Origin of the sequence: Campylobacter canadensis, assembly GCF_013177655.1 — a bacterium.
Taxonomy (GTDB): Bacteria; Campylobacterota; Campylobacteria; order Campylobacterales; family Campylobacteraceae; genus Campylobacter_E; species Campylobacter_E canadensis.
This window is the reverse complement of record NZ_CP035946.1, coordinates 449,224-465,061: the sequence shown is the minus strand read 5'-3', so window position 1 is coordinate 465,061 and position 15,838 is coordinate 449,224. Positions and strand designations below refer to the sequence as shown.

At 26.5% G+C, this 15,838-nt stretch carries 16 protein-coding genes; 9 read left to right on the top strand and 7 right to left on the bottom strand.

Translation table 11 applies throughout. From position 1 onward, the window contains the following. Window positions 1–19 precede the first annotated feature (19 nt). From CCANL266_RS02200 to CCANL266_RS02190, 3 genes are read left to right on the top strand one after another with little or no spacing between them, the layout of a single operon-like run. Window positions 20–2,056, top strand: coding sequence for a rhodanese-like domain-containing protein (locus CCANL266_RS02200; RefSeq protein ID WP_172230715.1), 2,037 nt, complete (start codon window positions 20–22; stop codon window positions 2,054–2,056). Window positions 2,057–2,059: 3 nt separating this feature from the next. Further along, window positions 2,060–2,494 (top strand): DUF4878 domain-containing protein, encoded by a 435-nt coding sequence (locus tag CCANL266_RS02195; protein ID WP_172230712.1) that lies wholly within the window; start codon window positions 2,060–2,062, stop codon window positions 2,492–2,494. A 12-nt stretch (window positions 2,495–2,506) separates the two neighbouring features. Further along, window positions 2,507–3,649 (top strand): metallophosphoesterase, encoded by a 1,143-nt coding sequence (locus CCANL266_RS02190; RefSeq protein WP_172230709.1) that lies wholly within the window; start codon window positions 2,507–2,509, stop codon window positions 3,647–3,649. On the opposite strand, the gene CCANL266_RS02185 is transcribed toward CCANL266_RS02190, so the two are convergent. From CCANL266_RS02185 to CCANL266_RS02165, 5 genes are read right to left on the bottom strand one after another with little or no spacing between them, the layout of a single operon-like run. Then, a complete protein-coding gene (locus CCANL266_RS02185) occupies window positions 3,646–4,368 on the bottom strand; it encodes an ABC transporter ATP-binding protein (RefSeq protein WP_172230706.1) in 723 nt (240 codons plus the stop codon). The genes CCANL266_RS02190 and CCANL266_RS02185 overlap by 4 nt on opposite strands. Then, window positions 4,365–5,375, bottom strand: a complete 1,011-nt coding sequence (locus CCANL266_RS02180; RefSeq protein WP_172230703.1) for a FecCD family ABC transporter permease — start codon at window positions 5,373–5,375, stop codon at window positions 4,365–4,367. The genes CCANL266_RS02185 and CCANL266_RS02180 overlap by 4 nt, the downstream gene beginning before the upstream one ends. After that, window positions 5,375–6,457 carry an ABC transporter substrate-binding protein gene (locus CCANL266_RS02175; protein ID WP_172230700.1) on the bottom strand — a complete coding sequence of 361 codons (1,083 nt, stop codon included), beginning with the start codon at window positions 6,455–6,457 and terminating at the stop codon, window positions 5,375–5,377. Before CCANL266_RS02175 ends, CCANL266_RS02180 begins: the two co-directional genes overlap by 1 nt. A gap of 49 nt (window positions 6,458–6,506) precedes the next feature. Next, the gene (locus tag CCANL266_RS02170) at window positions 6,507–7,787 is read right to left on the bottom strand and encodes a triphosphoribosyl-dephospho-CoA synthase (RefSeq protein ID WP_172230697.1); all 1,281 of its coding nucleotides are present in this window, start codon (window positions 7,785–7,787) and stop codon (window positions 6,507–6,509) included. Then, the gene (locus CCANL266_RS02165; protein WP_172230694.1) at window positions 7,772–8,752 is read right to left on the bottom strand and encodes a GNAT family N-acetyltransferase; all 981 of its coding nucleotides are present in this window, start codon (window positions 8,750–8,752) and stop codon (window positions 7,772–7,774) included. Before CCANL266_RS02165 ends, CCANL266_RS02170 begins: the two co-directional genes overlap by 16 nt. A 52-nt stretch (window positions 8,753–8,804) precedes the next feature. Here CCANL266_RS02165 and CCANL266_RS02160 point away from each other — a divergent pair, with 52 nt between their 5' ends. The 6 genes from CCANL266_RS02160 to citF all read left to right on the top strand — a co-directional run bounded on the left by CCANL266_RS02160 (window position 8,805) and on the right by citF (window position 14,925). After that, complete coding sequence (locus CCANL266_RS02160; protein WP_172230691.1) at window positions 8,805–10,349, top strand: GHKL domain-containing protein; 1,545 nt, start codon at window positions 8,805–8,807, stop codon at window positions 10,347–10,349. Next, on the top strand, window positions 10,342–10,995 hold the full coding sequence (locus tag CCANL266_RS02155) for a response regulator (RefSeq protein ID WP_172230688.1): 654 nt from the start codon (window positions 10,342–10,344) through the stop codon (window positions 10,993–10,995). Before CCANL266_RS02160 ends, CCANL266_RS02155 begins: the two co-directional genes overlap by 8 nt. Before the next feature lie 94 nt (window positions 10,996–11,089). Next, window positions 11,090–12,361: a 2-hydroxycarboxylate transporter family protein gene (locus CCANL266_RS02150; RefSeq protein WP_172230685.1), complete on the top strand. Its 1,272-nt coding sequence runs from the start codon at window positions 11,090–11,092 to the stop codon at window positions 12,359–12,361. A gap of 1 nt (window position 12,362) precedes the next feature. Then, on the top strand, window positions 12,363–12,608 hold the full coding sequence (locus CCANL266_RS02145; protein ID WP_172230682.1) for a citrate lyase acyl carrier protein: 246 nt from the start codon (window positions 12,363–12,365) through the stop codon (window positions 12,606–12,608). Further along, entirely contained in the window at window positions 12,605–13,420 is an 816-nt protein-coding gene (locus CCANL266_RS02140) for an HpcH/HpaI aldolase/citrate lyase family protein (RefSeq protein WP_172230679.1), read from the top strand. The genes CCANL266_RS02145 and CCANL266_RS02140 overlap by 4 nt, the downstream gene beginning before the upstream one ends. Beyond that, window positions 13,417–14,925, top strand: a complete 1,509-nt coding sequence (gene citF, locus CCANL266_RS02135; protein WP_172230676.1) for a citrate lyase subunit alpha — start codon at window positions 13,417–13,419, stop codon at window positions 14,923–14,925. Before CCANL266_RS02140 ends, citF begins: the two co-directional genes overlap by 4 nt. 49 nt (window positions 14,926–14,974) lie before the next feature. Here the strand turns inward: citF and CCANL266_RS02130 are convergent, their stop codons facing one another. Both CCANL266_RS02130 and CCANL266_RS02125 read right to left on the bottom strand, forming a co-directional pair. Then, window positions 14,975–15,331 carry a cupin domain-containing protein gene (locus CCANL266_RS02130; RefSeq protein ID WP_216657299.1) on the bottom strand — a complete coding sequence of 119 codons (357 nt, stop codon included), beginning with the start codon at window positions 15,329–15,331 and terminating at the stop codon, window positions 14,975–14,977. 58 nt (window positions 15,332–15,389) lie between these two features. Then, window positions 15,390–15,818, bottom strand: coding sequence for a MarR family winged helix-turn-helix transcriptional regulator (locus tag CCANL266_RS02125; RefSeq protein ID WP_172230673.1), 429 nt, complete (start codon window positions 15,816–15,818; stop codon window positions 15,390–15,392). Window positions 15,819–15,838 lie beyond the last annotated feature (20 nt).

The window sequence follows — 15,838 nt, the reverse complement described above, 5'->3', positions numbered from 1 at the left end:
CTTGCAAAAAGGATAAACAATGATTATTAGATTTTTAATAGCTGTATTTTTATCTTTAAATATATTTGCATCTGAAGGCTCTTTTGCTGTTGTTGATGGAGTTGTACCAATTTCAATGGCTGATGTTGAAAAGCTACTAAATAAAAAAGATGTTTATATTTACGATGCAAATGAAAAGCAAGAAAGACTTGAATACGGATATTTACCAAATGCGATTTTTATAAACACTCCTGAATGGAAAAGTTTATTACCTGAAAATAAAGAAGCAACACTTATTTTTTATTGCTTAAATAGAATGTGCTATGCGAGTAGCGATGCGGCTATGCAAGCACAAGAGTTAGGTTATAAAAATGTTTTTGTAATGCTTGATGGAATTCAAAGTTGGATATTATCAGCAAGAGTGGTTGAAAAATCAAATTCTAAACCGCTTTTAAAATCTCATGATATTAGTTCTTGGAAAAGTGCTAGTGAGATAAAAAGCTTTACTGATGAATTGCACAAGAATTTACGCTTTGCAAATACACCATCTTGTAGAGATTGCCACGGTGTAAAAGGTGAAATTAACGAATATGCAAACGATAAAGATGTGGTAAATAATAACTGCAAAGATTGCCACAAAGAAGTTAAAAAAGAATTTGCTCTTAGTGTACATAATAAAGAAAAAAATCCAAGAGAAAATACTCCAAATTGTAGCGACTGCCACAATACACACGATAAAGAAATTTTAACATCTTTAGCAGTAAAAAAGTTAGCTGATGCAAAATGCGGTAGCTGCCACCAAAAAGAGCAAAGTCATTACCATGAAACCTTTCACGGAAAGGCGATATTATTAGCGAATGATAAAGAGAGTAAAAAAATAGCAGCTTGTTATGATTGTCATGGCACACATAATATTGCAAAAGTAAATGAAGCACATTCAACTTTATCAAAAGACAATAGAGTTCAAACCTGTGAAAAATGCCACGAAGGTGCTAATGAAAATTTTGCTGATTTTATAGCACACGCTGACCACAAAGATAAAGAAAATTTCCCGCTTTTATATTGGGCTTATGTATTTATGAGTACTCTTGTGATTAGTGTTTTTGCCTTTTTTGGATTGCATACATTTTTATGGTCTATGAAATTAATTTATGTAAGAATAAAATACAAAGAAGAATTTTTAGCAAGTAAAAAACTAATGCATGATGATAAAGTAAAAATCAAAAGATTTTCAACCCTACATAAAATTCAACACTTTTTTATGGCGGCAAGCTTTTTAGGTTTATCATTTTCTGGCTTACCACAAAAATTCTACACCGCAGCTTGGGCTAAATCTATGGTTGATTTAATGGGTGGAATTAGTGTTGCAGTTGCAATACATCACATTAGTGCCTTTATTATGATTGTTGTATTTATAAGTCATATTTTAGAAATAATTTATAATGCTTATAAAAATAAAGATGCTATTAAAGATGAAAATGGTAAGATGAGCTTTAAAATTTTCTTAAATAAACTTTTTGGACCTGATAGTTTAATGCCTAGATGGCAAGATTTTAAAGATATTAAAAATCACTTTTTATGGTTTATAGGTAAAGCTCAACGCCCACATTTTGATAGATTTACTTATTGGGAAAAATTTGATTATTTAGCAGTATTTTGGGGTATGTTTGTAATTGGCTTTAGCGGACTTGTGCTTTGGTATCCTGTATTTTGGACTAAAATTCTACCTGGTTTTATGCTAAATCTTGCATATTTAGTGCATTCTGATGAAGCCTTACTTGCTACTGGCTTTATATTTGCTGTGCATTTTTTCAATACACATTTTAGAGCAGATAGATTCCCTATGGATATGGTAATATTTAGTGGAGAGTTAAGTGAAAGTGAGTTAAAACACGATAGATACAATTGGTATTTAAGATTAAAACAAAGCGGTAAATTAGAGCAATTAAAAAATGAAAATGATAGCTTTGCAAAATATTTTTATCTTGCTAGAGTAATAGGCTTTTTAATGCTATTTACTGGTTTGGTATTTTTATTTTTAATAATCTTTGCTTATGCAGATTATTTATTAGGATAAAAAATGAAGTTAAAAAAGATTAATTTATTTTTAAGCTTACTTGCAAGTATATTTTTACTTGCAAGTTTTATAGCTTGTTCAAAAAAAATACAAGAGCCTGAAGAAGTTGTAATGAGCTTTATTAAACTATGTGAAGAAGGCAAAGTTGATGAAGCGCAAAAATTACTAGCTAGTAAAAATAATGTTGATTATTTTAAAAAATTTAAAGAGCGTAAAAAAGATATGCTTTTTATTGATTATGATTATAAAGGCAATGATGATGTGCTAGAAATTAATACAAGTAGAGTAAATAAAAGTGATGAAATTGCAATAGTTTTACTTGAAACAAATTATAAAATTCAGCAACATAAATTTTCAAAAAATATTATTTTACACAAAGAAAACAACGAGTGGAAGATTTATGAATATCCTTCGCTTTATCCTGTTAAAGTAAAATGATATAATGCTAATATGATTGAAATTATATTAGTATTTAGCTCTTATTTAATTATTTTATTTTGTGTGCAAAATATATTTTTAAAAGTAATTTTTAATGATATTTTTTACAAATATAAAAATATCTTTTTGCTTATTTGTAGTTTATTATTTGCTCTTTTTATAAAAAATATAGACTACAAAATAGCAAATTATATTTTTATTTATTTTACAATTTGTTGTGTTTTATTCTTGATTTTTTTATTGTTTTTACTTATTTTTACAAAAAGAATTTACACTCAATATCTAGCAAATATAATTGAAGTTTGGGAATTTATTTGCTTTATGCCTTTATATTTTTCTTTAATTTTTATAATGATGTTTTTTACAAAAATTAGTGATTTTGTTGATATTTTTATAATATTTTTAAGCTTTACTATTTTTTACAAAAGCACCATAAACGCAATAAATAAACCAACAATAAAACATATAAATATAAAAAATTCTAAAATTAAAAATGAGCTAAACATAGCCTTAGTTAGCGATATTCATCTAAAAGCTAATCTTAATAAAGATTTTTTTGAAAAAATAATAAAGCAATTAAACGACTTAAATGCTGATGCAATAGTAATTGCAGTGGATTTAATTGATACAAATATTAAAAAGATAGATTACTTACATTTACTAAACAAGCTAAAGGCAAAATATTCTACTTTTTATGTTTTAGGCAATCACGAATATTACCATAATGTAAGCTTAATTTACAAAAGCTTAAAGCAATATAATATAAATATTTTAAACAATAAAAGCATACATTTTGATGATTTTACAATTTCTGGAATAAACGATTTAATAGGAGAAAAATTTAAAAAATTCAAACCCGACTTAAGCAAATTAAGTTATGATGAAAATAAATTTAATATTTTAATCTCTCATCAGCCTAAAATTGCTAAAAAATATGATTTAAGCAATTTTGATTTAATTTTAGCTGGGCATACTCACGCTGGACAAATATTTCCATTTAATTTTTTTGTAAAATTAGAGCAAGGCTATTTGCACGGCTTATATAAAATTAAAAATAGTTTAATGTATGTTAGCAGCGGTGCTGGTTTTTGGGGAGCTAGTGCAAGATTATTAGCACCAAGTGAGATAGTTTTAATCAAAATAAGCAAAGATTAAAATTTTTCAAAAATAATCCTTTGCCCTTTTTCATTTGTAAAAATATCAAACTCAACATCAAAACAATGCTCAAGCATTTGTATCTTTAAATCTTTTACATCGCAAAAATGTGAATAATCTTGCTTTAATAATAATATTTTATCAGCATATCTTAAAGCGTGATTTAGATTATGCATATTAATAATCGCAGCTACATTGTAATATTTACAATATTCTTTTACAAGCTGCATAATTTCACTTTCTCTAGCAATGTCAAGATTAGCAGTTGGTTCGTCTAAAAACATTAATTTTGGCTCTTTAGCAAGCATTTGTGCAACTATTACTAGCCTTTGCTGACCACCACTTAATTCATTAAAATTCCTAGCAGCATACTTTTCTATGCCAAGATGAGAAATAACATGCTCAACTCTTTTTAAATCTTCTTTACTAACTTTAAATTTAAGCTCGCCTATTCTACCAAGCAAGATAAACTCAAATACACTAAGACAATCATTAGGAATAATATTTTGTGTCATATAGCCTATTTTTGTTCTTTTAATACCGTCTAATTCTACTTTACCATCGTGCTTTAATACTCCTGCTAGGCATTTCATTAAAGTGCTTTTTCCAATGCCATTTACCCCTAAAACCATAAGTATTTCGCCATTTTGAATTTCAAAATTAATATTTTTTAAAATTTCATTATTTTTATAAGAAAAAGATAAATTACTAACCTTCATTTTATCCCCTTATTTAATAGGATAAATAAGAAAAATACCGCTCCTATTAAAGAAGTAATTATTCCAATAGGAAAAACAACTCCACTTATTACACTCTTGCTAAGAGATGATGAAATAAGCAAAATCAAACTACCAGTTAAAGCAGAAAATAATAAATAAAATCTTTGTTCAGCTCCAATAATCAATCTTGCAATATGCGCTCCAACAAGCCCTACAAAGCCAATCGTTCCTACAAAACAAACACAAATTGTTGTTAAAAATGAAACTAATAAAAGCATAAAAATTTTTATCTTAAATGTTTGTACGCCTAAACTTTGAGCCTTTTCATCTCCTAACATTAAAGCGTTTAACTCCCAAGATTTAAACATCACAAGCACTAAAACACAAAACAAGGCTACAAATAAAGCGCAAGAATTTAAATAATTAGCTCTTGCTAAAGAGCCAAATGTCCAAAACACTATGCTAGAAACTTCAATTTCATTTGCTAAATAAATTACAAAAGCTTGCAAACTTTGATAAATAAACACCATAACAATACCAATTAACACTATTGTTTGACCGCCTAAAAAAATTCTTTTGCTTAAAAAATAAATAGCTAAAATACTTAATGTAGAAAAGAAAAAAGCAAAAGCTGATATTGCTAAAAAGGCTGCATCAAACAACACAATAGCCAAAGCTGCTCCAAAAGAAGCAGCCGAACCTATGCCAAGAGTGTATGGAGATGCTAAAGCATTTGCTAAAACAGTTTGCATTACAGCACCGCTTAAACCAAGACAAGCACCTGCTGCTATTGCCATTAAAGCTTGTGGAATTCTAATTTCAAATAAAATCACCTTCAAACTATCATCGTTATTTGTAGAAAAAATTGCATTTGCTATTTCTAATGGGCTATATTTTGCTGGTCCAAGCCCAATATCAATTACAAAAATCACTAACAATAACAAAAGTGCAATTAATAGCACACTTAGTCTTTTAAAAACTAATTTTTGATAAAAATTCTCTTGCATTAAAACTTTACCATCCAAGTCCCGCTAAATTTTACAGGATAAAATTCATCAAAAAAGTATTTTAACTCGGCTTCTGGGTCAATATCGCTAAATAGTTCAGGATGAATAGCCTTTGCTATAAATAAAATACCTGCAAAATCAAAAATATGGCGGCTTAAATCGTGGTATAAAGCATACATTCTTTTGTTTTTTACCGCATTTAGATTTTTCCAACCCATTCTATTTTCATAAGCTTTTAAATTTTTTCTTGCTACATCTTGGCTAATTTCATAGCCTAAAGGAATATTATTAAAACTATTTAAAAAGTAATTACCTGCAAAAATAATAACATCAGGATTTTTAGCAATGATTAATTCTGGATTTAATACCGCACTATTTCCTTTTACAAGACCACTAGCTATATTTTGCCCACCTGCTAATGTAATAAAAGCTCCCCACATTTTATCATCCCAAGTTACACCTATTTGTTTAGCTCCAGCCTTTTCGCTAAATTCTGCATAAACTTTTGGTTTTTTTAAATCTTTTTGTGCAGCAAGTCTATCTTGCACTAATTTAAATTTTGCTGTGTAAAAATCTACTATTTTTTCAACTTTATCTTCTTTTTTAAAGATTTTTCCTAAAATTCTCATACTGTCAATGTGATTTTGCAAATTCTCATCGTGAAAATCAATAAACACAGAAGCAATGCCTGCCTTTTCTAGCTTTTCTAGATTATTTTTTACAAAGTTATAATCAATCTTAGCAAAGATAACTACATCAGGTTTTAAAGAAATTATTTTTTCAAAAGATATTGTTTTTTTAGGTCCATAGCCAATATCAGCTACCTTTTCTAATTCAGGAAATCTTTTAATAAAAGCATCCCAGCTTGATTGTCTTCTACCAAGCCAATATTTTTGCGACCAAGCAACTATTTTACTAGCTCCCTCATCACCTGTTACGCTAAAATATTCTTCAAAATAAAAAGTAAGAGCAACCTTTTTAACATCATCTTTTACGCTTACTTTTCTGCCCAAAATATCAGTAAGCTCACTTGCATAAGTTGTTAATAAAAATAAAGTAATTAATAAAATTTTTTTAAACATAATCTCTCCTTTTTTTAAATCTAATTTTATAATACTTATCAAAAATAAATTAAAAATTAATGAATTTTAAAAATAACACAAGTGATAAAATATCAGCACTCCCGCCAAAGCTTAAATTATCTTTTACATAAAAATAATTTAGTTTTTTTATAATTTTTACATAATTTTTACTTTTTAAAAGACTTAATTTTTTGCAAGTATTTTTTATATGATAATATTTATTTATATCGTAATTGCAGCGTTTTAAAAGGCATGTATCATCAATTATTGAGCTAATATAAAAAAGAGTTCTTAATTCTTTAAAATCATCTTGCTTTTTATAAAAATTGTAAGCTTTAAAAGTATTTATAAAGCCCTGCTCTACCTCATCTCTAATACCTTTTATTCCATATTTTTTAAAGCAAATTCCACCTATGCTGTTAAGATTTTTATTAAGCTCATTGCTACATAAATTAGCGCATAATTTTTTACTAATTTTAGAAATATTTTCAAAGTTTAAATCTTTTTTACACCTTGCACAAACAAAAATCATAATTGCAAATAAAAATAATGCACCTTTGTGAGTATTTATATTTTTTGTTGCCTTAAACATTGCATTTTCAGCTAATATTCCTAACTTTTTAAGTCTTGAAAAATCATTTTTACTAGATTTATAAGCTAAAGTATAAAAACAATCAAAATACCATTTAAGCTCGCTTGCACTATCTATAAATGTAAAAAAATTCATATCTTTGTGAGAATTTGAGCTTAAGCTATCAACTAAACCAAGTTTTGGACTTATACTAAGCTCATACAAAAGCGCTCTTAAAGCCTTTGTTGAAAAGTCGTTTTTAATAGGATATTTATATGAAAGATAAACAAAAAAATCATCAAAAAACTCATCAATTTTTGCATATATTTCTTGTTTTGAATGAGTGTTATTACGCATACAAGTTAATGCTAATTCATCACATATAAAGCATTTTCTAGCTTGTTTTCTTATTTTAATTACATTGTTTTTAAAATATACATCAAAATCAAACAGTCTTGAAAAGCTATGCTCATTTTCTAAAAGCATAGCCTTGTTTTTTAAAATAAAAGCATCTTCTTTTATACTAAATAAAGCAAAAAAATCATTATAATTTATATAAATATTATCAATTATAAAATTATCTTTTAATAAATTTAATGCAAATTCAAAAAGAATTTTTACTTCATTTTTATTGTTTTTTATAAACAAATAAGAAAGATTTAAACTAAAGCAAAGCACAGCAAAATCACTCTTAAATTCTTGTCTTGCTTTATAAATTCTTTCTTTTTTGTCTAAAACTATTTTTAAAAGTTCTTGCATTTTTTTATCAATTTTAAGCTAGTATCGCTTAGATATTTTTTTATTTCATTAAAATTATTTTCAGCAATATATTTTCTTATTAAACTTGCACTTATTATTTTATTATTTATACTAATTCGGCTAAGTTCAAACAAATCCAAATTATCTTCTTTAAAGCATTCTTTTAAAGCCATATTATAAGCATTTGTTACCTTGCAATTTGGCTCACTTCCTACAAATCTGGATTTTATGTTTAAACAAGGTGCAATTAAGCTTGAAAAAATCTTAGCATCTAAATAAGATTTAGCTAAATTAATATCTTGTTTTAAAAAATAAGTAGAAAAAGTAGCATTTGATATTATATAATCGCCGCTTGGAAAAATTAAAATATTTTTATATTTTTTTAAATTTTCTTTTACAATCATAAACCTTTCTTTGAAAGTAAAAAAAGATTTATCTTCGCTTACAATAAATAATATAAGATTTTCATTATGTTTTAAAGCACAATCAATTAAATATTTATGACCTAAGGTAAAAGGATTTGCATTCATTACTATGCTTGTATAGCTTTTATTTGTATCAAGTTTTGCTCTTATATTATTTATAAATTCATCAAATAAACTATATCCATATTCTAAAAGACAAAGCTCTTTGCTAGTACATAATAATCTAAAAGAAAAATTTTGAAATTTTATAGCATTATGTTTGCAAGTACAAAGCCTTAAAGTATTTATATTTTGCTCTTTTGCATAAGTAATCATTGTGTTTAATAAAAGTGAAAAAATATTTTCTTTTTGATGCTCTTTATCAATTATTACATATTTTATCATTAGTTTAAATTTACAAATACAAGCAATAATTTTATCTTTATAAAAAACTACAAAGGCTAAATCAATTTCATCGCTAAATTCCAAAGAATTAGCCTTTATAAAATCTATTAAAAGCAATTTTTGTTTATTATCATTTAAATTAATTTTAAAAATCATTTATTATCCTTTTATAGTATTACTCTAACAAAACAAAAATGAAAGTTATTAAATGCGACTATTTACAAAAATTACTTTAAGCTTTTTTTTAATTTCTTTTATAATTATTTGTAGTATAAGTATTGTTAATTTTATTCACACAAGAAATTTAGTAGAAAAGGAAATTAGCAATAAAATAAGCGCTATTTCAAAGACCTTAGCTCAAAATATCAATTTAACTAAGAAAAATTTAAATGAAAATATAAATAAATTATGTAAAGACCTAGACCTAGCCTTTATAGTAATTATTGATAAAGATAAAAAAAGACTAAGCCACCCAAATAAAGAGCTAATAGGAAAATTAGTAGAAGGAGAAGATAGTGATGAAGCATTAAATGGCAAACACTATATCTCAATTGCAAAAGGCTCACTTAAGCGTTCAATTAGAAGCTTTAGTCCGATTTATAAAGATGAAAAAATAGTAGGAGCTGTTATTGTAGGGGTTTTTAGTGATTATTTAGATATTTTAACATTCAATGAAAATAAAATTAATTTATATTTAAGTATATTTTTTATTCTACTCATTTTGCTTTTATCTGTGCTTTTAAACAAAAATATTAAAAATATACTCTTAGGTTATGAACCAAAGCAATTTAGACTTCTTTTGCAAAGACAAAATGCTATTTTAAAATCACTAAATGAAGGCATAATTGCAATTGATAATAAAAATACAATCACTCTTATAAATGATGAAGCAAAAAAGATTTTTAAACTTGCCTTATTAGAAGATGATTTAATAGGAAAAAATGTTGATGAAAAAATCCCACATTCAAATATGAGTGAAGTTTTAAAAACAAAAAAAGCACAAATAAATAAAAAACAAAAATTAAATGATATTACCATTTTAACAAATAGAATTCCATATTTTATTGATGGTAAAATAGCTGGAGTTGTAGCTAGTTTTAAAAACTTAAAAGATGTAGAGAAAATAGCAAATAAATTAGTAAATACAAAAAAATATTTAGATATTTTAAGCGCAAATCATCACGAATTTAAAAATAAATTACACATAATCAACGCTCTTTTAGAAAATAATAATATTAAGCAATGTAAAAAATATTTAGAAGAAATAAGCTACAAGCAAAGCACAAACACAAAATCATTAGAATGTTTTATAAAAGATAAAATAATCTTAACCTTTTTAGAAAGTAAATTTAATTTCATAAAAGAATTTAAAGTAGATATTATTTTAGATAAAAACTCTTTTTTAAACCCAATAAATAATGTCTTGCTTCAAAATGACATAATAAGCATTTTATCAAATACCATAGACAATGCACTAGATGCTTTACAACATACTAATAATAAAAAAATAAAGGTTTTTATAAAAAACAATAAAAAATATCTTTGCATAAAAGTAAGCGACAATGCAAATAAGTTAAAAGACTGTGAAAAAATATTTACTAAAGGCTATTCAAGCAAAGGAGAAAATAGAGGTTATGGTTTATTTATTTGCTCTGAAATTGCAAATAAAAATAATGGTTTTATAAGTGTAAAATCTCATAACAAAGATACAGTTTTTTCAATTTTTATAACTTTAAAGGAAGAAAATGATTGATGTTTTAATAGTTGAAGATGATTTAATGGTGCAAGAAATTAATAAAAATTGCGTCTTAAGTATAAAAGAATTTAATATAGTAAAAATTTGCGATGATGAAAAAATAATTTTTGATACTTTAATAAATCATAAAATTGATTTAATTTTATTAGATTTAACACTGCCTAGCATTGATGGAATTGAATTATTAAGAAGAATTAAAAGTGAATTTAATAAAACTGATGTAATTATAGTTTCTGCAAGAAATGACAATTTAAGCTTGCAAAAAGCGCTTAATTTAGGAGTGATTGATTATATTTTAAAACCATTTAAAATTCAAAGACTGCACATATCTTTAAATCAATATAAATTAAGAAAAGAATTGTTAAATCAAGATATAAATCAAGAAAAAATTGATAAAGTTATATTTTTAAACAATACCTACGACCTACCAAAAGGCATAGATGAAAATACATTAGAGTTAATAAAAAATGCGATTTTAGATATAAATGGATACTTTAGCACCAACAAACTAAGTGAAATAACAAAAATATCAAGAATTTCTCTTAGAAAATATTTAAAATATTTAGAAAATACAAATTTTTTAGCATCAAAACTAGAATATAAAGCAAAAGGAAGACCGCAAATTTATTATAAAATCTTATAAATAATTACTTTAATGCTTATTTTAATTTCATAATATTTACAGTCCTTAAAAAGAACTTAGAATAAAAATGTAATTTTATTTTAAGGAGATTTTTATGAAAGAAAGGAGTATTGGCGGTGTTAATTTATACGCTTTTTGTGTATTTGCACTGATTGTATTTTTAACTTGCTATTTTGAAAAACTTCCTAAAGATATGCTTGGCGGACTTGCTATTACTATGATTTTAGGAATATTATTAGGAGAAATTGGCATAAAAAGTCCTATTTTAAAAAACATAGGCGGACCTGCAATATTAAGCATTTTTGTTCCATCTTGTATGCTTTATTATGGTTTATTAAATCAAAATTCAGTAGATGCTATAACATTTTTTATTAAGCAATCAAATTTTTTATATCTTTATATAAGCATTTTAGTAGTTGGAAGTATTCTTAGTATGAAAAGAGCAATTTTAATTGCAGGATTTTTAAAAATGTTTATTCCTTTATTTATAGGAACTTTTTTAGCAATTATAGTAGCTTATTTAATAGGCTCATTTACTAATCTTGGTGGAAAATATGCTGTATTTTATATAGCAATTCCAATTTTAAGTGGTGGAGTTGGTGAAGGAATTATCCCACTAAGCGTTGCTTATTCAGAGATTTTGGCAAATGCTAATTCAACTAATATAATAGCCCTTCTTGCACCATCTGCAATGCTAGGAAACTTATTTGCAATTGCCTATGCAGGATATTTAAAAAATCTAGCTTTAAAAAAGCCATATTTAAGTGGAAATGGACTTTTAGTAAAAAGCAAAGAAGAAAATATTAATTTATTAAACGATGATACTTTAGCTTTTGATATTAAATTAATGGGTGCTGGTTTGCTTGTTGCAGTGTGCTATTTTTTAATAGGAAAATTATTAAATATGATAATTGCTATTCCTGCTCCAATTATTATGATTATTATGGCGGCTATTACAAAGCTTTTAAACATAATGCCAAAAAGCTTAGAATATGGCGCTAATTTAATTTATCAATTTGTAAGCAAAAACCTAACTTGGGCTCTTTTAGTAGGGGTTGGGGTTATTTACACGCCTTGGAAAGATGTAATCGCTGCAATTAATATTGCCTTTATTGTAATTTGCTTTAGCGTTGTTACAACAATGGTACTTACTGGATATTTTTGTGCAAGAATTTTAAATATGTTTGAGATTGAATGCTCTTGCGTTATGCTTTGTCATTCAGGGCTTGGCGGGACTGGAGATGTTGCGATTTTAGGCTCTTGTAATAGAATGGAGCTTATGCCTTTTGCACAGATTTCAACTAGAATTGGTGGAGCTTGCACAGTAATTGCAGCTACATTTTTATTTTCATATTTTGGAGTATAAGATGATTAGCGTTGGAACTACTGAATCAAATGATTGTTTAATCAGTGTAAAAAAACACAAAAAGTTAGAAATATTTTTTATCAATGAAGAAGAAAACCCTTATGCAAATCATATTAAAAAATTAATAAATGATTATTGTTTAGACAATAATCATTCAAATGTTTTTATAGAGATAAATGATAAAGGAGCTTTAGATTTTTGCATTTTAGCAAGACTTAAAACAGCCCTAGAAAGGCTAGAAAAATGAGAAGAACATTATTATTTATTCCAGGAAATAATGCAGGAAACATTCAAAATGCAGGTTTGTTTGGAGCTGATGGAGTTATATTTGACCTTGAAGATGCTGTTAGCTTAACACAAAAAGATAGTGCTTTAAACTTAGTTTGCAATGCTTTAAATATGCTAAATTACGAATGCGAAAAAATAGTTAGAATTAATTTAGACAATGCAAAAAATGAAATTTTAGCACTATCAAAAACTAAAATTGATAGCATACTAATCCCAAAGGCTGAAGATGTAAAAGAAATAAGTAAATTAATCAAATATGCAAAAAGCCTAAAAGCAAAAATAAAAATCTTGCTTTTAATAGAAACAGCACTTGGTTTATTAAATTCTAAAGAATTAGCCTTTTTAAAAGGGGTTAGCGCTCTTTGTTTTGGAGCAGAAGATTACACTAGCCAAATGGGTGCAACAAGAAGTGATGATAATAAAGAAATAGAGTATGCAAGAAATTATTTATTAAATGTATGCAAGGCTGCAAATATTGATGCAATTGATACTCCTTACACAGATACAAATAACGAAGCTGGGCTAATAAAAGATACTACATACATTAAAAACTTAGGTTTTGATGGAAAAATGGTAATTAGTCCAAGACATATTGATGTAATACATAATTGTTTTAATCCAAGTTTGGCTGAAATTATTTGGGCTAATAATGTTTTAGAGGCTATAAAAAAAGCAGAAAATAAAAAAAGTGGAGTGATTTCACTAAATGGCAAAATGATTGATGCACCGATTGTTAATCGTGCTAAAAATATTATAAGGAAGAGCTTATGAATATTGATTATATAAAAGATTATGGAGAAGTAATACCTTTTAATGGAGCTTTTAATTTAAAACCTAAAGAAAAAACAGTAAAAAAGCAAATAAAATTATCAAAGCAAAATGATAATAAAGTCTATACAAGTATACAAGAATTAATCAAAAAAATAGGCTTAAAAAGTGGTGATACAATATCATTTCATCATCATCTAAGAAATGGCGATAAGGTTACAAGAATTATTTTAAAAGCTTGTGAAGAATTAGGTATAAATGATTTAAAACTAGCAATTAGTGCGATATTTCCAGTTCATAATTTCATAGTAGATTTTGCAAAAAAAGGAATAGTAAGTCAAATTGATACAAATTATTGTGTAGGAGAAGTTGCAAATGCGATTACTCGTGGCTTGTTTAAAAAAGTTGCTATTTTTAGAACTCATGGTGGTCGTGCTAGAGCTATTTATGCAGGAGATTTAAAAATTGATGTAGCGTTTATTGCAGCAAGTGCAAGTGATGAAGCAGGAAATATAAATGGCATAATGGGCAAAAACGCCTTTGGTTCAATTGGCTATGCTATGCCTGATGCTGATTGTGCTAAGATTAGCGTTGCGGTAAGTGATACAATGTACCCTTATCCGCTAAGCAATCCTAGCATTACTCAAGATAAGATTGATTATGTTTTAATGGTTGATGAAATAGGTGATCCAAATGGCATTAAATCAGGCACAACAGATATCACAAAAGACCCAATTCAGCTCAAAATTGCTAAAACAACAGCTAATTTAATTTATGAAAGCGGGCTTTTAAAAGATGGTTTTTCCTTTCAAACGGGAGCTGGTGGAATAAGCCTTGCAAGCGCTCATTATGTAAAAGAAATTATGAAAGAAAAGAACATTAAAGGCTCATTTATTATGGGTGGAATAACTGCATACTTAGTTAATTTATATAATGATGGATATTTTAGTAATATTTTTGATGTTCAAGACTTTGATTTAGAAGCTGTAAAATCTTTAAGAGAAAACAAAAAGCATTATGAAGTTAGTTCAAGCTTATACGCAAATATTCACACAAGCTCTCCTATTGTAAATAAGCTTGATTGCGTTGTTTTAGGGGCAACCGAAGTAGATACTAATTTTAACACCAATGTAATTACAAGCTCAAATGGGTATATTATGGGTGGAAGTGGCGGTCATAGCGATGCTGCAGCTGGAGCAAAACTAGCAATAATTACTACTAATTTAATTAGAACTAGAAAGGCTATCGTAAAAGAAAAAATAAACTCAATCACAACTCCAGGAGAAAGTATTAACGCACTAGTTTGTGAATACGGAGTTGCGCTAAATGATAAAACTTTAGCAAAAATTCTAAAAAACTCAAAGCTAAAAATCATTGATATTAAAGACTTAGCAAAACTAGCAAATAATATTTGCGGAGTTTGCGAATTTGAAAAATCAAATAAAAAAATAGTAGCAGTTGTTGAATACCGTGATGGTAGCGTAATTGATGTAATTAGACAAAAATAATTTAAAAAATCTTATAAATATCTTTCATATTTATAAGATTTAAAAAAATTTATTCTTCTACAACTCCATCTGTAAAAGTATAATTTTGTAAAGAATTTTCTTTTGCTTGAATACAAATATAATTTAATTTACTTGTAGCAAAAATTTGTCTTTTTACGCTAGGAGCAAGTCTTAAAACATCTCCTTTTTTAATATTAATTAGTTCATTATCTAACTTTATTTTACCTTCTCCATCTAGGATAAGATAAACTTCTTCGTTTTCTTTGTGATGATGAACAAAGGGAACGCTACTATTAGCCTCTAAAGTATTTATACTTATTTCACAGGAAGTAAAGCCTAATTGCTCTTTTAAATCTGCTCTTTTAATTGAAGCAAAATCACCCATACTTTTAATTTGATAATTCATTTTTTCTCCTTTAAATAGTTAGATATAAAACTATTTTAGAATAAAAAAATAAATAAAGCTACTTATTGTTAGAAATATTATTTAACATTTTTTCAAGTAATTCTTCTATCATTAATTCCTGAGCTTTTGAAAAATCAGCAAAAAGCTTAGCAAAAACTGTTTTAGAAACTTCTTCAAAATGTTTTTTTAATTTTATAGTTTTTTCACTTGCTCTTATTAAATACATTCTATTATCGCTAGAACTTTGTCTTTTTAAAATATATCCATTACTTTCAAGCTTATCTATTAAAACGCTAACCGTAGCCTTACTTCTATGAATTTTTTGCGCAATCTCAACCATGCAAAATTCTTTATTTGTAAAAAGCAAATTTAAAATATCCGCATGAGAAAAGGATAAATCAAACTCCACTCTTTTAGATATTTCTTCTAAAATCATCTCGTTTGCTAATTCCTTTATACGCCCCATTAAAAATAAGCTAGAATTCATCTTTTTATCCAAATTTATTA